The 17,670-nt window shown below is 44.1% G+C and carries 17 protein-coding genes; 6 read left to right on the plus strand and 11 right to left on the minus strand.

Features of this window, described 5'->3' with window-relative positions; all coding sequences use genetic code 11:
• Positions 1 to 25: 25 nt before the first annotated feature.
• Positions 26 to 1,912: a site-specific DNA-methyltransferase gene (locus BMZ72_RS09835; RefSeq protein ID WP_255373161.1), complete on the minus strand. Its 1,887-nt coding sequence runs from the start codon at positions 1,910 to 1,912 to the stop codon at positions 26 to 28.
• A gap of 86 nt (positions 1,913 to 1,998) precedes the next feature.
• Here BMZ72_RS09835 and BMZ72_RS09840 point away from each other — a divergent pair, with 86 nt between their 5' ends.
• Positions 1,999 to 2,379, plus strand: coding sequence for a hypothetical protein (locus tag BMZ72_RS09840; RefSeq protein WP_089807748.1), 381 nt, complete (start codon positions 1,999 to 2,001; stop codon positions 2,377 to 2,379).
• 37 nt (positions 2,380 to 2,416) lie between these two features.
• Positions 2,417 to 2,944: a hypothetical protein gene (locus BMZ72_RS09845; protein WP_089807750.1), complete on the plus strand. Its 528-nt coding sequence runs from the start codon at positions 2,417 to 2,419 to the stop codon at positions 2,942 to 2,944.
• Positions 2,945 to 3,146: 202 nt separating this feature from the next.
• Here the strand turns inward: BMZ72_RS09845 and BMZ72_RS09850 are convergent, their stop codons facing one another.
• From BMZ72_RS09850 to BMZ72_RS09865, 5 genes are all read right to left on the minus strand, one after another.
• Positions 3,147 to 4,271: a multinuclear nonheme iron-dependent oxidase gene (locus BMZ72_RS09850; RefSeq protein WP_255373162.1), complete on the minus strand. Its 1,125-nt coding sequence runs from the start codon at positions 4,269 to 4,271 to the stop codon at positions 3,147 to 3,149.
• 36 nt (positions 4,272 to 4,307) lie between these two features.
• A complete protein-coding gene (locus tag BMZ72_RS36520; protein ID WP_177222741.1) occupies positions 4,308 to 4,463 on the minus strand; it encodes a chryseobasin-related MNIO class RiPP peptide in 156 nt (51 codons plus the stop codon).
• Positions 4,464 to 4,600: 137 nt separating this feature from the next.
• On the minus strand, positions 4,601 to 5,566 hold the full coding sequence (locus BMZ72_RS09855; protein WP_089807754.1) for a DUF5996 family protein: 966 nt from the start codon (positions 5,564 to 5,566) through the stop codon (positions 4,601 to 4,603).
• A gap of 168 nt (positions 5,567 to 5,734) precedes the next feature.
• Positions 5,735 to 6,268 (minus strand): hypothetical protein, encoded by a 534-nt coding sequence (locus tag BMZ72_RS09860; RefSeq protein ID WP_089807756.1) that lies wholly within the window; start codon positions 6,266 to 6,268, stop codon positions 5,735 to 5,737.
• 163 nt (positions 6,269 to 6,431) lie between these two features.
• Positions 6,432 to 6,935: a DUF3347 domain-containing protein gene (locus tag BMZ72_RS09865; RefSeq protein ID WP_089807758.1), complete on the minus strand. Its 504-nt coding sequence runs from the start codon at positions 6,933 to 6,935 to the stop codon at positions 6,432 to 6,434.
• Positions 6,936 to 7,224: 289 nt separating this feature from the next.
• Between BMZ72_RS09865 and BMZ72_RS09870 the strand changes: the two genes are divergently transcribed.
• Positions 7,225 to 8,613, plus strand: a complete 1,389-nt coding sequence (locus tag BMZ72_RS09870) for a right-handed parallel beta-helix repeat-containing protein (protein ID WP_089807761.1) — start codon at positions 7,225 to 7,227, stop codon at positions 8,611 to 8,613.
• Positions 8,614 to 8,784: 171 nt separating this feature from the next.
• Positions 8,785 to 10,242, plus strand: coding sequence for an apolipoprotein N-acyltransferase (locus tag BMZ72_RS09875; protein WP_089807763.1), 1,458 nt, complete (start codon positions 8,785 to 8,787; stop codon positions 10,240 to 10,242).
• Here the strand turns inward: BMZ72_RS09875 and BMZ72_RS09880 are convergent.
• On the minus strand, positions 10,216 to 10,785 hold the full coding sequence (locus BMZ72_RS09880; protein WP_089807765.1) for a Crp/Fnr family transcriptional regulator: 570 nt from the start codon (positions 10,783 to 10,785) through the stop codon (positions 10,216 to 10,218). The genes BMZ72_RS09875 and BMZ72_RS09880 overlap by 27 nt on opposite strands.
• A gap of 50 nt (positions 10,786 to 10,835) precedes the next feature.
• Positions 10,836 to 11,822 (minus strand): tetratricopeptide repeat protein, encoded by a 987-nt coding sequence (locus BMZ72_RS09885; RefSeq protein WP_089807767.1) that lies wholly within the window; start codon positions 11,820 to 11,822, stop codon positions 10,836 to 10,838.
• Positions 11,823 to 11,969: 147 nt separating this feature from the next.
• Here BMZ72_RS09885 and BMZ72_RS09890 point away from each other — a divergent pair, with 147 nt between their 5' ends.
• Entirely contained in the window at positions 11,970 to 13,568 is a 1,599-nt protein-coding gene (locus BMZ72_RS09890; protein ID WP_177222742.1) for a T9SS type B sorting domain-containing protein, read from the plus strand.
• Positions 13,569 to 13,591: 23 nt separating this feature from the next.
• On the opposite strand, the gene BMZ72_RS09895 is transcribed toward BMZ72_RS09890, so the two are convergent.
• The 3 genes from BMZ72_RS09895 to BMZ72_RS09905 all read right to left on the minus strand — a co-directional run bounded on the left by BMZ72_RS09895 (position 13,592) and on the right by BMZ72_RS09905 (position 16,953).
• Entirely contained in the window at positions 13,592 to 15,103 is a 1,512-nt protein-coding gene (locus BMZ72_RS09895) for an MFS transporter (protein ID WP_089807771.1), read from the minus strand.
• 130 nt (positions 15,104 to 15,233) lie between these two features.
• Positions 15,234 to 16,388 carry a glycoside hydrolase family 43 protein gene (locus BMZ72_RS09900; protein WP_089807773.1) on the minus strand — a complete coding sequence of 385 codons (1,155 nt, stop codon included), beginning with the start codon at positions 16,386 to 16,388 and terminating at the stop codon, positions 15,234 to 15,236.
• Between the two features lie 31 nt (positions 16,389 to 16,419).
• A complete protein-coding gene (locus BMZ72_RS09905; RefSeq protein WP_143087659.1) occupies positions 16,420 to 16,953 on the minus strand; it encodes a hypothetical protein in 534 nt (177 codons plus the stop codon).
• A gap of 180 nt (positions 16,954 to 17,133) precedes the next feature.
• On the opposite strand from BMZ72_RS09905, the gene BMZ72_RS09910 reads away from it, so the two are divergent.
• A complete protein-coding gene (locus BMZ72_RS09910; RefSeq protein ID WP_089807776.1) occupies positions 17,134 to 17,358 on the plus strand; it encodes a hypothetical protein in 225 nt (74 codons plus the stop codon).
• Positions 17,359 to 17,670: the final 312 nt, after the last annotated feature.

Here is a 17,670-nt window from a genome sequence, read left to right on the forward strand (position 1 = left end):
ATTTATCTAATGCGGAAAAAACCGATCAGCCATTTCTGACAGTCTGTTCAAATACCTCAGATAAGAGATCGGTGATCTTGATGTGTATGGTACCCGCTTTTGCAGGCATACGATATACACCCTCTACCAGATGGTTGCGTTCGGGGATGTCAATTACTTTAGGCTTGAATACGGTTCCATCGTAGTTATAATCTATCATAACACTATCCACCAGCTCTTTCCAGTTATCCACATTTTCTTTCTGAAGGGATAGTTTCTGTAAAAGATTTATCGGGTAAAATGCATGTATAAAGAGCTTCCCACTTTCTATGGATATCGCGGCTTCAGCATCCCGTTTCAATTCAAGCGTCGTTTTATCTTTTAAAATATCTATCACTTCAATGTCGAGTTTATAGGGAACCGCGCTTTGTAAATATGCCGCCAGACCGGGCTCATGTCCCATACAGATCAACAGGAGACGCAAGACAGGTTTTGCGGGGTGTTTGCTTTTTAGTTTCTCAAATGTTTTGTAGTCAAAATTTGCTATTAATTCATTCAGGTCGGCGTTGGTCGCTATGCTGTTAATGGGCATGATCCTGACCATTCTGCCATCCTTCTCACCATCATAGACATTATTATTGGGAAAGGGTTTTATCTCCAGGGCCTTTAAGATGATTTCTCTCGCCTCCAGCGGATTCCGAAAGACGTCATAATGATTGACATTATATATCTGAAACCCGGTGTATCTTGTTTCTCTTACTCCTTTTTCTTTCAGCTCTGCAGCGATATGCAGCAAACGCTTAGTGGTTGTTTGTACTGCGCCTAAGTTGATGTCTGCGCCGATAAACTTCCTTCCTGTTTTCATGGCAACTGCCTGTACAGTCCCGGAGCCCATGAAACAATCAAAAACAATCGATCCGGGATTTGTTGTTGTCAGTATGATCCTTTCTATTAAATCTACCGGTTTCTGTGTAGGATAGCCCAGTTTTTCCTCTGATTTGGGATCTAAACCTTTCATATGCCAGACAGAATCAAGTGGCTGACCTTTTACTTCATAAATAACATCATCTGCAGCCGGTTCTCTTTTGTGTTCGCGCTTCCATTTATTCAGGTATCTGATGAAACGGCTATCCTGAAGGGGCATTTTATTGCCATAGATCTTACCATTTTCATCAATATAGTCCGACCATCTGACAGCATCAATGGTATTTTCCAGTGACGTATCATACAATTTATTATAAATGAAGTCCTCTCCTTTTTTATAAAACAACAGGTTATCATGTTTTCTGGCGAAATACTTCCTTGTTTGTCCCTGAAAGGTTTTATAATGCCAGATTATTTCATTGATGCAATTGCCGGGTCCGAAAATCTCATCCATAATACATCGCAGATGATGTACTTTATGCCAGTCACATTGTAAAATAATAGACCCTTTTTCAGACAGCAGTTCTCTGATCAGTATCAGCCGCTCATACATAAATTGCAGATACTCATCGTTAGACCATATATCAGAATACTGTTTTTCCTCAAATGATATTGCATTATTGACTACTTCCCTACCTCTCAATTTTATCTTCTTTCTGTAATCGGCTTTGCTGTCATAAGGCGGATCGATATAAATAAAGTCAATTTGTCCTTTATAGTCTTTCAGGAGATGCCCCATGACCTGTAAATTATCTCCCCAGAAGATCTTATTCATCCATCCCCGCACCTGTTTTCCGTAACTATCCTTCAATCGGGCTGGATAATACTGCGTACTATCAAAAGGGCGCCTGCCCTTCCAATGTAACATCGGATGGCCCTTCACTGGTTCAAATTTGTATGTTGCTGCTGATTGTCTCTCCTGATTCACCATCTTTCTACTATTTGCGTACGTTGCTGGTAGTTCACTATTCCCTGTTGCTGCCTTGTACTTATCGTCAAATATAGACATAGTATGCATTATATCATCTTTATTTGCACCAAACGAAATGCCTGGATTTCACTTCTTCTTTAAAAATAATTTGAGTATATTCATGTATGAAGACGCATTTCCTTTACTACCTGTTATTACCACTTGTTGTTGCCTGCAAAAAACAAAGTACTGCGACTGCATCCAGGTTACCCGAAGCGGATACGGCTGTTACCAATTACGCTTATCCGCTTGTGACAGCAGCCAATAGCATAGCACTGGACACCGGAACAGTATACCGGCTTGCACTCGGACAATATGCCTCTTTCTTCAGGTTTGACCGGCGTATAAAAAACGGTGACCTGTATTTTGAGGCTATACAGGAAAGCGCCAGACAGTTCAGCCCTTTAAAGTTTTTCGTATCTAATAATGGCACAGGAGAAGTAGTTGCCATTGCAAACGCTTCAACAGAAGAAACTGAAAAGTTCAATAAAGCATGGCACCGATAGATGATTGTTAACTTACCCTTTTAAAAATAAATCCCTTATGAAAAAGACACGACTAACCTATAGCCTTACTAAGCGATTTTATTATCTGCCACTGATATTACTGGCTATTGTGAGTATCAGCGGTGGATGCAAAAAAACACAACAGCATGATCCCTGCAAAGACCTGATAGGTGAAAGAGCGCCTACACAGGTCAACCTGGTACTGATAGATGGACAAACCGGGGAGAATGTGCTTTTGTCCGGAGATATCAATGAATCAGCCATCACAGTTACGCAGGAGGGTGAAAGTAACGAGGCTGTTCAATTTGGGGTTATAAAAGATGCGGGGTCGCCCCGGTATGGATCATTGGTATTTCTCGTTACTGAAACAAAAAAGGGCGTATTCAGGTATAAGGTAAACATTCCTACTATAGGCACTATTACGATAGCTCACACCAACAAGGAAGTAAAAGCAGACAATCCGTGTAAGCCATATTATATCGTTGTAACTGATCCGGTAATTGAGGACCGTCAATATACGCTCACACAGACAAGTGGCCGTTTATTATTTCAGGTAACGCTTTAAGCCGTGCTTTACATAGCTGTGAAGCAGCTGGCTAAAATGAAAGGAGGCTGTCCGTTTACGTTAGTGTTTGAGGGGCCTGTTGTGGTTGTCGTCTTCATTGGTTTGACGGTTTTTTGAGTTTAATGAGTACTCAATTTAAGCGAAGTAATGGAGTTACTCATTAAATTTCTCATCCCCCCCAACTATTGTCACTTTCCCATTCTTACTTCATCCACTTCTGCGATATCTTAATAGCGGTTTCAATCATATGTGGTTCCCATTGTTCTATCCGCCAGTCTGAATTTGCGAGGGAAGAAGCTGAAAGGGCCTGTATGGCCTCGTCATAAGAAGCAGCAGATTCGAAGATAGCCGACAGCTCCAGCTGTTGCTGATACAGCGTCATATCTTCAACAATGGTATCTGTAGAGAAGGACAATAAGGGCAGAAAATGATCTGTTACAGGGGACGCTGTCTGATCACTATGTTGCTGTATGATCTCCTGCATGCGGAGGAAGTCATTATAAAAGTATTGTTTGCTTTCCGCGGTTTCCAGTCCGTTACCCAATTGTTCCATCACCACATATTTCAGCTGCGGGCATCTTGGGATGGTCATTTCGAGTAGCTGAAAAACCTCAGCAGGAACAGCGTCATCATGTGTATCTCTTCTTATGGTGCGGGAAGGGGTGGCTACAGAATCTTCCCAGCTACCACCGGAGATGTGTATTTCTCTCACCCTATCCAATGGATACAGGGCGATCATTTCTTCGAATGTGACATCAAAATTCCGCAGCTGACAGTACAGGTTGTGCAGATCGAGAATAATAAAACCATTGACTGGTTCCAGTAGCTGTTCCAAAAAGGCGCCATGTCGTTTTACTTCATCCAGTGAATAGGAGAATGCCAGATTTTCCAGGCCAACAGGTCTTTTACAAGCCTCGTATATACGTTTCAGTCTGTCTCTGCCAATATTGAGTGTAGTGGCAGTGTATGGAATATTCAGCGGAGCACCATGATGGAAATCCTTACCGGTCATGAATCCGAAATGTTCCGTGATATGATCAAACTGAAAGGCATTAGCGGTCTGTGATAAGTGTTTCAACCAATTCTCCTGTTCAGGCAACCACTTCCCCGAAAAGAGAGAAAAGAAAACACCATGACCGATCAAACGGTTTTCATCACTAAAGGCGGTCAGTAGCTCCTGAAACCAGGCAGGTACTTCTTTTACCTTATATAATGCATCGAAAGACCACTCTATGGCTTCTATTCTTGATTCTTCCATTAACGGCAAACATGCAGCGAGAATGTTTGCATCCAGATTACAGGCAACAGCCGATAAAACTTTTGGCACCTTTTTGAAATTACAGCGTAAATGTCTGATTAGTTATCAACCCATACCACAAGCAGGACAGCCGTCCAGCGCCTGGGTTTGTTTGGGTTTTTCCTGTGGTTTTGGCTGTTCGTCTTTCCCACAGGAAACGAGCGTTGTCTGAATAGCGATACCGATCAGAATCGCACTGATAAGAGATTTTGACAGCTTCATGGCAGTGTCTTTAAGATGAATAAACAAATAGGTATTTATTGTCCCCGGGCTACAGCGACCAGTCATTACAGGCACTGGGAATTATTACCTGTTAAACGTGGCATGAAAACAAAAGTTACAATCCGGGTTATAAATAATCAGATCTGTTTATAACATCCATATTCATTTTCCAGATGGGACAGATCACATTCCAGTGATTTGCGATCCCAGTGAGCTGTGTTAGCGCATGCTTCGTAAGTGGATTGCAGAAAAGCGAGTAATGTTTCTTCCGGGTTATCTGCCTGCTGTACTGCCTCGTAGTGTAGCAGGTACTCTCCCATTTCTTTACTATAGAAAGCAGCTTCTGGCTGAACTGGCTGCTGACCAAAAGCCTCATTACCCGGATAACAATAAGAATAGAATGCTACGTGTGGATATTGTTCACTGCCTGGCCAGAATCCGCAGGAGCTTACTTCTTTTGAATAAGATTCCTGCATGACCGCTGCCGGCATATTAGGCGCTGCTCCCTGGTGCAAAGGAGCATCTTTGCCGGAGAATCTTGTAACGGCCAGATCAAAAGCACCCCAGAAGAAATGAACAGGGCTGTTTTTGCCTGTAAATCCTGATCTGAAACGGGTCAGTACATTATGCACCCTTACCAGCGCCTGCCAGTAATTCTCCATTTGTTGTTTATCATAGGGGCGCTGTGCATGATCTTCCTCAAAAGGAATAGCACCTTCCAGTTCACTTGGGGTTGTATATATAGCGGCGTGGATACCCAGGGCCCTTAATTTTGTAATGACGGCTTTATAAAAGTCCGCTACCGTTCCCGGCGCCAGACTAACCGTTTCCCTTCCTCCTGTGCTTGCCGTAATAACAAGCTGGTGCTGATGAAAATCGAAATCCATCTGGAAGATCCCATGTTCGTAAGGCATGCTTCCTGAGCTCAATCCATTGGCTGTAACATACAGGGTGACATGCCAGGAATGATTTAGCCAGGGCATCTTCCGGAGACGGATCTTCCCTACGATCTGTGTCCACAGATGCACAGCCCCCAATGTACCTTTCAGGTCATCAAATTTCAATACAGGCCATTTGTCCTGCTTTAAGAGTCTACCTTTCATAACTGAGCCTTTGAAGATGAATAGATTCGTTTTACTGTAGTAATTTACTGAAAATCAAACCATATTCGGCATGGAAGGGCTATAGGTAACATTGGTTCCTGCAGACTTAGTGCTATAAAAATTAACTTACAGGGTCATATGACCCGGGAGAAGTGGTGATGAGTGTGGCTATTGCAGGCCATTTGTCATTACCGGGAAAGTAGCGGGTGCGTAGAAAGGCGAATAACCATTATAGCTGCCTCTGCTGACGCCAATACTTCCGGAAATGGAGAATGTCTTCTGGTCATTGGTGTACATGACACCTATTGAGGCAGCCGCGCTGGCACCTAACTTCCTGACCTGCATAAAGTTATTATTCTTGGAAAGACCGGTTTGCTGAGTAACACCGTTGAAACTGAATAGATAAGGTGCTGCTGATACGTTCGCGAAAGCGGTTATGTTATTGGTTAAAGGGCGGTTCAGCTGTAATGCCAGCGGTGCGGACAGAAATGATCCTCCACCTCCCTTAAAACCGATAAATCCTGTGGAAAGACCTGCATATTTTGTCACATACCATTTCTTCTGAAGACTGGTGTCCGCCTGATGTAAAGGGCGTCTGAAGAAAGATTGTGTACTATCCTGCGCGCTGGCGGACGAAGACACCTGTGCCTTTACGCCTACAGCTGACAGCAAAATTGCAGTAAAAAGGATTGTCCGTATCATCCCTATAAAGATAAGTATCCTTTTTTATTAATAATGCTAACATAATCATAATGTCTTGTCCGGTTAACAAATAAACCGGCGCTGTCCGGACATAAAAAAAGCATGTCCGCAGGTTTCCTTCCTGCGGACATGCTTTCAGCTGCTTACATTCACCTGCTGTTATTTACAGCGAAGTATTATGCTCAGCGATCACCTTTCCGCAGCTCAGCATATTCTTCGGGTAATAAGGATTTTTGATCTCCTCTTTATTGCTTACCCAGGTAACGCCTGTCATCGGACATTGCTGATAGTACAATGTTGACTTATACATCGGAATGATACCGGTCAGTTGCCAGAAAGTCTCAGAGAATGTAGCAAAATATTTTCTTTGTTTGTTCACGTTCTGTGTACCTGCCATGCTGGTCACATCAGCCATTAATCTTGCCTTCGTTTCGTTAAATACCTGCTGAGAGTCAGTCGGCATGCCTGCAGGTTTAAAATTTTCCAATGCGGCCGTCATTGCGACAGCTGCTTTTTTTACCGCGATAGAATCATTGGAGACCAGTCCATCTTTAATGGCCAGATAAGACACGGATAAAGACTGATTGTGTTTAATCGCACGTTTGCTTTGTGCCGACAGGATAGTAAAAGGCGCCAGTGCAAGCAGCAGCAGTAATAATTTCCTCATGATTGGCTCTGTTTAGAATTTGTTATAATGCTCAATGGCCGCAAAGATATATTTCTTTGGGAATAGCCGGCCTGAATTATGTGTATGGCAGACAGGAATGGCATCTATTTTGTATCGCATCTTCAGGACAAAATGACCAGCATTGTAAACAGACCGATCCTTATTGTTAGATTGTTTGTGAATTTTAAACATTTTATTCGACTCAAACCTTATTTCTTATTAAGAGATGTGCCATCGTACGTGTGAGCGTACATGCGCTATATTTTAACCATACCCTAAAACGAAACTGATGAAACCGATCACCTTTGCTGTACAATCAATGATTGTAGTGACCCTCCTATTCTGTGCATCCAGTTGCCGGAAAGAAGAGACCCTGATGGAGTCTCCCGAAACACTGGCCAACCTCACTACCGCCAAAGTATCAACTACAGGACGACAATTTACACTGCTCCCGGATGCGAGCGGCCGCCTGGTGATAGATAACGCCAACAATAGTTATCAGCCGGGCGATGTTCTGAACCTGAAAGGACGATTCAAAGCCGTCCTGATATCCAATCTGAATGGGAATGCCAAAGCCCCCATAATCATACAAAATCTGAAAGATTCTATCGTCCGTATCGGTGATCCCTCCTGGAATGGTGGGGGCCTACCCGTTGCCTGTGTACTGTGGAATTGCCATTATATCAAATTAGGCGGGCAATCCGGCCGACAATCTTTTATTATCAATGGCTCTACGCAAGGTGCCCGGGAGGCTTATTATGATCTTCAGGTTGGCAATAAGTCGGATAATATCGAACTCTGTAATCTTTCCATTATGGACGGCGGTAATGGTATCGTGGCAAAAACAGATCCTGTAAAAGGCGATCCTGGTACGGTACATCCTAATCTGATCATGCAGAACCTGCTGATCCATGATATTGATATCAAAAATACAAAGAACGAAGGCATGTATGTAGGGCATACTGCCACTTACTGGGACCTGACGGCCAATGTACCCTATTACGGTGCTCCTGGCGGAGGAGCCGCCGGACACCAATATGTACAACCTGCCATGTGGAATAATGTAAAGATCTATGACTGTAAAGTGTACGAGACGGGTCTGGATGGTATTCAGACAGCTGCTATCAACCAGTTGGATATCTATGATAATGAAGTCTACCATTGGGCCACTCAGCATAATTCCTCTCATAACGGTGGTATACTGATCGGTGGACGTAGCACCAATACCAAAACCCATAACAATTACGTGCATGACGGATGGGGAGAACTCTGTCAGTTCTACGGATCAGGCGAAAAAGGCGCCTCTCACTTTATATACAATAACCTCTTTATGAACAATGAATCTGATGGCATCAGTGTGAGAGGAAGTGCCAATGCGATCGTATGGATCGGTTATAACACCATTGCCAATACAAAAGGGAATAACGTCCGCCTCAATGGCTATACTGGTATGAAAGCCGCGCAGTTTATATATGGCAATGTACTTATTGCTCCATTGAAAGGCGCCTCTACCATTTACGATAAGAATTATATCTACATCGAACAAGGTGCGACACTGCAGGAAGGAAATGGCTTTTATAAAAATAAAAGGTATCCTACAATGGCTGCAGCAGGCGCCGGCAACGGAAAGTTCCAGACACCTATAGGGCAGACTATGACAGGCGCACCCGGATTCTAGATGAACAGTATGATTCCGGCAGTCTCCTTTATAACAAGAGGGACTGCCGGAATCATACATTCAGCTATTCCTTGTCGTTAACATAACAAAATCACTATCCGGCATTTCTTGATATTTGTCAAGCCTCCCTCCCCTGCTAATAGTCTATCTTTACGAGAGATAGCAATCAATATGTCAGCCACCCTCTTTACATCCAGATTTGCAGTTTTATGCTCCATCCTGTTATCAGGAGTATGTTTTTATCTCGGGAACGGATTAACCGGGGATTACTGGTATCTCGTATGGATTGCTCCGATACCCATTCTCAGTCTTTCATTTGTACATAACCGGAAGGAGACCTTTCTGGCTGCATTTTTAGCCTATGCGATCGGGAGATTAAGCTGGCTGGCATACCTCATCAGAGTGGCCACACTGGTTCCGGCGGTTATCATGTTGCTGATCACAGCACTGATCTTTGCCGGGATCATCATACTGAGCAGATCAACGGCGATGCGATTAAAGGCCTGGTATGCAGTCTTTGCATTTCCCCTGTACTTTACGACATTTGAATACCTGCTTTTCAGGTTCTCTGCTGATGGCACTGCTGCCAGTATTGCCTATTCTCAGATGGACTTCCTGCCCATCATACAGGTAGCTGCCATTGGGGGGATACTGGCGATTACGTTTATGATCACGCTCATCCCCTCCTATATTGCATTTGCCTGGTATTATGCGAAAGACACAACCGCGCGTTTGTACCTGTCGGCTGTTTGTCTGCCGCTGATCATTGGTGTACTGGTATTCGGTTATCTGCGACCGGGACATGCGGATAAGGCTCATACAGTTAAGATAGGGATGGCGGCCATACCAGAGGGAATGCATAACACTTCCGGCCAGCCGGATGCGGCTAAAGACAGTACGGCGACAGCCTTCTATCTGCAACAAATTGATAGTTTAGCGAGACAGGGAGTACATGTGGTATTGTTATCCGAACGTGTACTCAGTATCGATAAACAGTCGGAAAGCGGGATGATGCGAAAAATACAGGAGGCGGCGGTCAGGAATAACATTTACCTCATCACCGGCTATACCAATCTCAAAGGTGACACTGCGTATAATTCGGCGCTTGTTGTAGACAATAAAGGTCATATACTTAGCGACTATAACAAAAGACACCTGGTAACAGGTTTTGAGCAACAATTCACACCAGGAAAGACGCCTGGCATATTTCAGCTGGACGGCGTTCCTGCGGGTGTTGCCATCTGCAAAGACCTGGATTTCCAGGCGTATATCCGTGAATATGGGAAACGGGCGCCCAGGGTTTTATTTGTACCCGCCTGGGATTTTATTGTGGATGACTGGCTACATTGTCGAATGGCCATTCTGAGGAGTGTTGAAAATGGTTTTCCACAGGTCAGGGCTGCCAGGACCGGGCGTTTAACGATTAATGACTGTTATGGCAGCGTGAGCAGTGAATCCAGCAGTGCGCACCAGCAATCAGCCGCTTTAGTTGGTGTTGTTTCGCTGCATACCGTAGATACTTTCTACACCAGGTACGGCGATTGGCCAGGAATCGGCTGTTTGATCGGATCCTGTTTACTGATCCTACTCACGTATACGAGGTCATTTTTTCGCTTTCAGGCGGCTTAGTGTCTCCGGGCTTATTCCCAGGTAATCTGCGATCATCCGGGAAGGCAGCCGTTTGATCATTTCCGGATGATCCCGTAGCAGTACCTGGTATCGTTCCCTGGAATCAGTGGTTATCAGTCCTTCGATCCTTCGTATGGCGTTGACGTATGCTTTTTCCACTTCGAGACGTTCCATTCTTTCCCAACCGGGGATCGTATTAAAGAGCATTTCACGATCTTCATATCTGAGCATGAGCAGCTCAGATGGTTCCGGACTTTGAATAGCCGCTACGGAGGGTTCTTTTTGCACAAAACTGGGAAAAGCAGTACCCATTTGTCCTTCGAAGATCAGGAAACGCGTGGATTCTCCCCCTTCCTCATTGGTCAGGAAAACGCGCAGACAACCTTTGATGACGAAGAACAGATATTTCGCAATGGTTCCCGCAGGTACGATCGTTTCATTCCTTCCCGTGGATCTTGCCACAAAACATTGCTCCACCAGCGCTTCATGCGCAGGGGATAGTTCTATTCTTGCGGCCAGGTATTGTTTTAAGGCTGGGTGCATGGTCAAATGTAGCTTTTTTAGGCGGCTATCAACATTGCATGAACCGCGCCCTATTCTTCCGGGGCGAGGTTGCGATAAAAACTGGACCCTTTAAATCTCCTTAAAAAATGTTCTTTTGTCACCCGCTCTCCATCATTCATGTATGGTCTCGGCAAAGGTACCTGCTTGTCAAATAAGAGGAAAGTACCGCTTCCTGAATAGTAACGCAAAGTGTCAGGCCCAATATATGTGTAAGACTCCTCTACATCAACTTTGTAGATAATAGAATTCTCTGCCTCCTGCAATTTTTCGTTTATCTGCTCTTTTGTGTAAAGTTTTTTTATTGTTCTTACAATGATCTGGTCATCTCTCCCGACACTTTCCGGCAACAGTAGTTCCATCACTTTATCATACTGTCCCAACCCTTCATAAATGGATGCGTATAGAAAAGTATATTCTTCTTTCTGACGATTATACCCTGTTCCACAGCTATACGTGGTTTTATATTTATTAACAGCATCCTCCAGGTATAGAAGTGCTTTCCTATAATTCCCATTCTCCAGATATATCTTTGTCAGACAGATAGCAGCATTGTTTTTATAGCTATAATCATAGCCACCGTAACCATAAGTCATTTTTGTTCTCCTGTCTTTTCCTCTTTTAGTTTTAACACTGCTGTCACCCAGGTCCGATGCGTAGTAGTGCGGCATAGTATAGTATGCTCCATCAGATGCAATAATACGCAGCAACATCTTTTCTGCCTGCTCATCCTTCCTTAACTGCCAAAGTGAAATCGCCAGTGAATAATATTGCTGATAGTTGGCTGAATCCGGCTGTTGATCCAACAGGTATCCATAAGTGCTGATATTCTGTTGATCTTCTTTATCCGGATAACGATCCATATAATCAAACGACAGCTCTACAACCACTCTTAAATCCTTCAACATGTCACCTAATGATACTTTTACTTTCAGTGTATCCTGACTGTATGTTTTGCCTCTAGCTACCAGCAGCAAAACAAGCAAGAAGGATAATTTGTACAGCGATGTTCTATTCATAAGTAAAAAAGGTTTGGCATTAACAATTCCAATTTGTAATCATCAATATATTTAAATATTGTCCGGCAATAAAAGCCGCATAATAACATAAATAATTTATATTCGACGTCTGATTAAAGTATCGCCCTATAACAACCGGTAATGCGTATGCGCGGCAATAAATATACAAGGTACATATATGCACTGCAATTGATCCTTCTCCTGGTAGTTTCCACGAGCCATGCGCAACAGGTCATTCCACTTAAAAATCCATCATTAGACCCAAAGACGCCTGGTACCACTGTTATTGCAGACAAATGGGACAGCGATATGCCTTATCCTATCGTAGGACCGGACTATGCCTGGAACTCATCCACACCAGCTTCTGATGGAAAATATTTTATAGAGTTATGGGGACTGTACAGCCGTAATACCTATTCCAATCCACCGGGAAAAGTGGAGTTCTGGTCACATTCCATCGGACAGCAACTGGATGAACCGCTTTATACCAACAGAACGTACGAATTATCGTTCGATCTCAAGACGATCGACTATAACCCTTACCCGGGCATTAACAGTCGTTATTATGGCTGTATGGCCATTATGGGGAGTGCTACGAAGGGAGGGCCTGAGCAAAGGCTATATATCTCCGAAAAGTTTTATCATGCGGACTGGAAACGTTACAGAGCAGTCTTCACGCCTTCATCAGATATTAACTATATACGCATCACGGCTGTTTCTGCCGATGGCGACACCGCTAATGTGACCACTGATATCGACAATCTGTCTACCATCAATGAGACCATGGACTATGTGCTCGAAACAGGAGCGTCCTGTCCCGGCGCAGCTACCGGTTTTGTACGTGTAACGATCCCTGATCCGGTGGATACTTACACCTATCTCTGGATGCCGGGTAATTATACCACCAGTGAAGTGAACGGGTTATCAGCCGGCACCTATCATCTGACGCTCAGAGGCGCTTCCGGATCGGTGGTCAATAAAGATGTAGTCGTAGCAGCGTATGATATGGCGCTTACGCAACAGGTCACGCCTGTGAGTTGTTATGGCAGAACAGATGCGGCGATTGAAATCCGTTCCAACAGCGGACAAACACCTTATTCCTATCAGCTGGATGATGGTGCGGTGAATGCCACCGGCATGTTTGACAATCTCGCGGCAGGCAATTATATGCTTACCGTTAAAGATCAGCAATGTACTGCTGCTGTCAATATAGTCATCGCCGAACCAACACCCCTTACAGTCGAAAATGAACAGACCCGCAATGTGACGTGTAACAGTGCCACAGATGGACAGATCATCCTGACACCTCGCGGGGGAACAGCACCTTATACCTATAGTGTACAATCCGGTTTAGCGCAGCAGGATAGTATCATCAGGAAACTGGATGCAGGTACCTACCAGTATATCATCACAGACAGCCGTAACTGCTCCATCAGTGGAGAAGCGGTCATTACCCGTGAATGGCGGGAATGTGCTGTATTCGTCCCCACAGCTTTCAGTCCGAACGGAGATGGTAAGAACGACGTATTCCGTGTGAGATTACAGGATAATATCTCTGACTATCGCCTGGCTGTTTATGCCCGCTGGGGACAGCTTGTATATGAATCACGTGACCCTGGCGCCTCCTGGAATGGCAGGTATAAGGAAGCCGCGTTACCAGCGGGTACTTATGTATGGACCATGACTTATACGGATAATAAAAATCAGCTTATCCAGCAACAGGGTACACTCATGCTGGTCCTGTAATGAGGACCCGGACAACAATGCCATTATTTTTTGTGTTTTTGGGCCTTGTTTTTCATGCGGTGTACCACTATCGGAATACCTATCAGTAAAATAGCTGCGGTAATCATAAAAAGAATAAGGTTGACATACCCTGCTCCTACCTGCGCATCATGCGCCCGGTTAACTGCTGCCAAAAAACGTATCTCGCTTAAAGATCTTGTCCCATCTTTAAGCGCATGTTGTACTAAAGGATCTTTCAGGTCCAGCTGTGCTGAGAATCCTGTCTGATCCGTTACCGGCGGTTTATATGATGCAGAAAATAACGCGAAGCCAAGTGCCAACCCCAGCAGCATTACAAGGTGATACATGCGTATACCCTGTCTGATCTCCTTTTCTTCCAGCTTTGAGAATACCAGTGTGATAACTGATACGGACAGGCATATTATAGCCAGTATATGTGCAGCCAGGAAGCTGTAGATATAGCTGCTGGTACTATTTTCCAGCGGCTGCCTGTATACCATACAGTTATAAATGACCAACAACAAGGCACCTGCTGACAACACGTATTTAAGAGCGTTCTTTTCTTCAATCAGGAAGGTAATCAGGGCCATGATAGCAGTTATGCACAGGATCACCAGCAGGGGGGAAATATGTATCAAATGTGCGTTCAATCTGGGTGGGAGTACCATCGTAAAGGAGGAAGCGGATACGCACAAAGCGGCAACGAATGCTACAATCAGCGCATTACGCAGACTGACATTCCGCAGTAAGCCATTCTCACCCTGTGGGTTTATCCATTGTAATTCACTACGGATAAAAACAATCAACCCCACCAATCCGGATAGCAATAGCACAATGATAAAAGGACTTTTTAACCACGCGTCCTCCTGCCCTCTGACCAGCGCCAGATATAAACAGGCAGCGCCGATACTGAACATGATCGTTCCCAGCCAGTCTTCTCTTTGCTTATAAGGTCTATTTTTCACAAAAACCACGACCAGTATGCAAAGCAGTATCCCCACAAGAATATTGGCAAAAAAGAGATACGGCCAGCTGTAGTTGTCTGTTATATATCCACAAAAAGGTGCTGCCAGTTTTATTCCACCCAACACACCCAGTATAAAAAAAGCCTGTGCAGTGGTTTGTCTTTGCCGTGGCCAGCTTTCCAGGATCATGATATGCGACAGTACCAGCATAGCGCCACCACCTAATCCCTGTAAAAAACGGAATACCACCAGCGTTGTGATACTGGTAGCGTTACCACAAAGAAAGGATGAAACGACAAACAGGGCCAATGCAATGGTGAGGTATGTCTTATTACCCAGTTTTCCGGAAAGCCAGCTGCAAAAAGGGGCAATAGCGATATAAGCAAGCACATAGGCAGTCGTTATCCAGCTGAGCTCATCCAGCGACGCACCGATGTTCCCACGCATTTCGTTAAAGGCCACGTTTGCAGCAGTAATATTCATTACCGCCACCAGGGTACAGATAAAGGCAATAAGGGTGATAAATACACGGCGAACGCCGTATTCGGCCAAAGAAGCTGATCTTTCCATAGGGATGCGGGATGGGATATATTATACAGCGAAGGTAATATACGCCGGGGGAGATAACAATAGTCATAATAAACGACTGCCCGGATGGATCGTCCGGGCAGTCGTTTTATTGATATATTTATGGGTATATCTATTTTGCCGGCAGGGCCTGTGGTGTTGTCGTTGGACCTTCAACTATCAGTGTTCCCTTTTTAGGGATCTTCATTCTGTCAATAAAAACCACCCGTTGATCACCTGTAGCGGCTGTTCTTCCATGGTAAACACAGAACATTTCCTTACCATCCGGGGAATAGGTAACGCTATTATGTCCGGTACCTGTTACAACCCCTCCTTTCTCCACATTCTTCTGCAAAACAGGATTGTTAGCCGCCTTTTTAAACGGACCTAAAGGGCTTGCTGATGTAGCATAACCTACTGCATAGTTTTTCCCGCCAAAGTAGTTAGCTGAATACATCATGTAGTACAGATTATCCTTCTTAAATGCCACAGAGCCTTCTGTCCATCTGCGGTTCACTTCGTTCGTTGTGACAGAGCGGCTTTCCCATTCTGCCTGTTTATCGCTCATCTTTACCGGTGGGCGCAGCAAGAGTACCGGTTCGCCTATTACTCCGCTAAAGTCCGGCTTTAATTCAACACCATATACCCAGCTTTCTTCAATTTCCTGAAACCATCCTTTTTGTTTTGCCCAGGCAGCAAATTCACTCTCTACCGGGTGTTTATAACAACAACGGGAATAATAGAGATACATCTTACCATTGGTGTCCATCAGTACGTTTGCATCGATCACGGGATAACCAGGATCAAAGACAGGACGTTTATTCAGATCAACAAAAGGACCGGTCGGTTTGTCTGCCACCGCTACGCCAATACGGAAATTCTCCTCTTCATTAGTAGGATTCTCCTTCCATTGCGCGCTATAGAACATATAAAATTTCCCATCTTTTTCATATACCTCCGGCGCCCAGTAGGCGCCATCCCATCTGGCGGTAGAATCGCTCCAGCCATTGGCATTACTGGCAAAATACACCTGTCCTTCATTTTTCCAGTTCACCAGGTCTGTGGAGGAATAAGCGCCATATCCTTTCTGAGCGGTACCACCAGTGCCATACATGTAATACTTGTCTCCTTTTACATGTAACACATAAGGATCTCCGAATTCAACGGATAAGGGATTCTGGTAACTACCTTGCGGCACCGTTTTGTTATCCTGCGCAGATAATGCGGAGGTATACATGGTTAAAGTCAGCAGGGATAAGCCGGTAAGCGTGTTGATCATTCGTTTCATCTTTTCATATTTGTAGAACCAGCCAGGGCAATCATTTAATATTATTGGCCGTATTAAAGCTTTCCTGTTCTTTATGAAAGGCACTCTCTTTTTCGAATACCTTGTCAAATAACAGCTGTTTCTGTTTATTTAATTCAAGTATTTTGTTTTGTCCTTCGTATAATGCTTCTCCCTTTAAGCCGGACAAAGAGTCCTGATGCGCGATCTGTACCCGGTCATAGGTATATAGTTCCTTCAGGGCCGCATAATATTCAATGGCGGCCTTTTTAAGGGCGCTACCCTGTTTGATATCATTAACGGATAAACTGTCAAGACTGCTGATCAGTCCGTTGAAAGCCTGTTCTTCTTCGTCCAGCAGGGCAAGGGCACCCGGATAATCTTCTTTTACCAGCAGGTCCAGTTTTTTAGACTCAGGGCCGTTCTTATCCAGCAGGATCTTATAGGCTACCCGTTCTTTTTGCGCAATTGCTTCTTTCAATGTGATCGCCTTGCGTGGTTCACAGGATACCAGGCTTATGAGTAAACAGGCTGCACAGAAAGACATCCATATCGTGGTCCGCTTCATTTTTACAATCTGATTTTATGGGTTAATTGAGCGCGATCGCTAATATACATAAAGGTTCTTTTAAATGCCAGTCCCGCGCTCAGTGAATGTGCGTAGGAAATGCATAAATCAAGCCAGTCTGTTGCTGCCGCCTGCAGGAAATAGTGATGTAAAATCCTACATTTGTGTTAAACAGACGAAATGGAAGATTTTTTAATCGTAGTGAATCGTATAGAAGACTTACAGGCGACAAAGGACCTGGTTGAACTGGAACTGATATTTGATAAGGCAAAGCGTACTATTGTCGGCGGTATGAGTGTAATACTGGTGAGAGAAAACAGCAAAGGTAAACAGGAAAGATTTAACACGATCTCTTCCGAAATTGATTTTGAAGAATACCGGAAACAGGTATTCCGATATCTCTGATCGCCCACTGTACAATATATTCATAACGGCTTACTAACCCACAACATATAAAAGGGCAAACCGGATAATTGTCGGTTTGTCCTTTTAATTTTCACGTCTGCTATCTTTTCCAGCCCTGAACACTTAGCAAAAAAAATTATGCATAGATTTTTCATTCAAAGTGATCTTTTTATGTTAAAACTTTACTAAGTTCGTATTCGTTAACCAAGACTCACTAACAACTAATACCTATACCTGAAATAGTGATTGTTTGGCCCGATATTCCAGTTTATTTATTCAGTTAACCACATTTCACATGAGAAAGTTATGTAC

Source organism: Chitinophaga sp. YR627 (assembly GCF_900114995.1).
Taxonomy (GTDB): domain Bacteria; phylum Bacteroidota; class Bacteroidia; order Chitinophagales; family Chitinophagaceae; genus Chitinophaga.

Bases quoted from the DNA above. Each gene is read 5' to 3' on its own strand.
- BMZ72_RS09870 (WP_089807761.1), top strand. From the start codon at position 7,225: ATGAAACCGATCACCTTTGCTGTACAATCAATGATTGTAGTGACCCTC.
- BMZ72_RS09855 (WP_089807754.1), bottom strand. From the start codon at position 5,566: ATGAAAGGTAGACTCTTAAAGCAGGACAAATGGCCTGTATTGAAATTT.
- BMZ72_RS36520 (WP_177222741.1), bottom strand. From the start codon at position 4,463: ATGAAGCTGTCAAAATCTCTTATCAGTGCGATTCTGATCGGTATCGCT.
- BMZ72_RS09885 (WP_089807767.1), bottom strand. From the start codon at position 11,822: ATGAATAGAACATCGCTGTACAAATTATCCTTCTTGCTTGTTTTGCTG.
- BMZ72_RS09875 (WP_089807763.1), top strand. From the start codon at position 8,785: ATGTCAGCCACCCTCTTTACATCCAGATTTGCAGTTTTATGCTCCATC.
- BMZ72_RS09890 (WP_177222742.1), top strand. From the start codon at position 11,970: ATGCGCGGCAATAAATATACAAGGTACATATATGCACTGCAATTGATC.
- BMZ72_RS09905 (WP_143087659.1), bottom strand. From the start codon at position 16,953: ATGAAGCGGACCACGATATGGATGTCTTTCTGTGCAGCCTGTTTACTC.
- BMZ72_RS09845 (WP_089807750.1), top strand. From the start codon at position 2,417: ATGAAAAAGACACGACTAACCTATAGCCTTACTAAGCGATTTTATTAT.
- BMZ72_RS09900 (WP_089807773.1), bottom strand. From the start codon at position 16,388: ATGAAACGAATGATCAACACGCTTACCGGCTTATCCCTGCTGACTTTA.
- BMZ72_RS09835 (WP_255373161.1), bottom strand. From the start codon at position 1,912: ATGTCTATATTTGACGATAAGTACAAGGCAGCAACAGGGAATAGTGAA.
- BMZ72_RS09840 (WP_089807748.1), top strand. From the start codon at position 1,999: ATGAAGACGCATTTCCTTTACTACCTGTTATTACCACTTGTTGTTGCC.
- BMZ72_RS09880 (WP_089807765.1), bottom strand. From the start codon at position 10,785: ATGCACCCAGCCTTAAAACAATACCTGGCCGCAAGAATAGAACTATCC.
- BMZ72_RS09910 (WP_089807776.1), top strand. From the start codon at position 17,134: ATGGAAGATTTTTTAATCGTAGTGAATCGTATAGAAGACTTACAGGCG.
- BMZ72_RS09860 (WP_089807756.1), bottom strand. From the start codon at position 6,268: ATGATACGGACAATCCTTTTTACTGCAATTTTGCTGTCAGCTGTAGGC.
- BMZ72_RS09865 (WP_089807758.1), bottom strand. From the start codon at position 6,935: ATGAGGAAATTATTACTGCTGCTGCTTGCACTGGCGCCTTTTACTATC.
- BMZ72_RS09895 (WP_089807771.1), bottom strand. From the start codon at position 15,103: ATGGAAAGATCAGCTTCTTTGGCCGAATACGGCGTTCGCCGTGTATTT.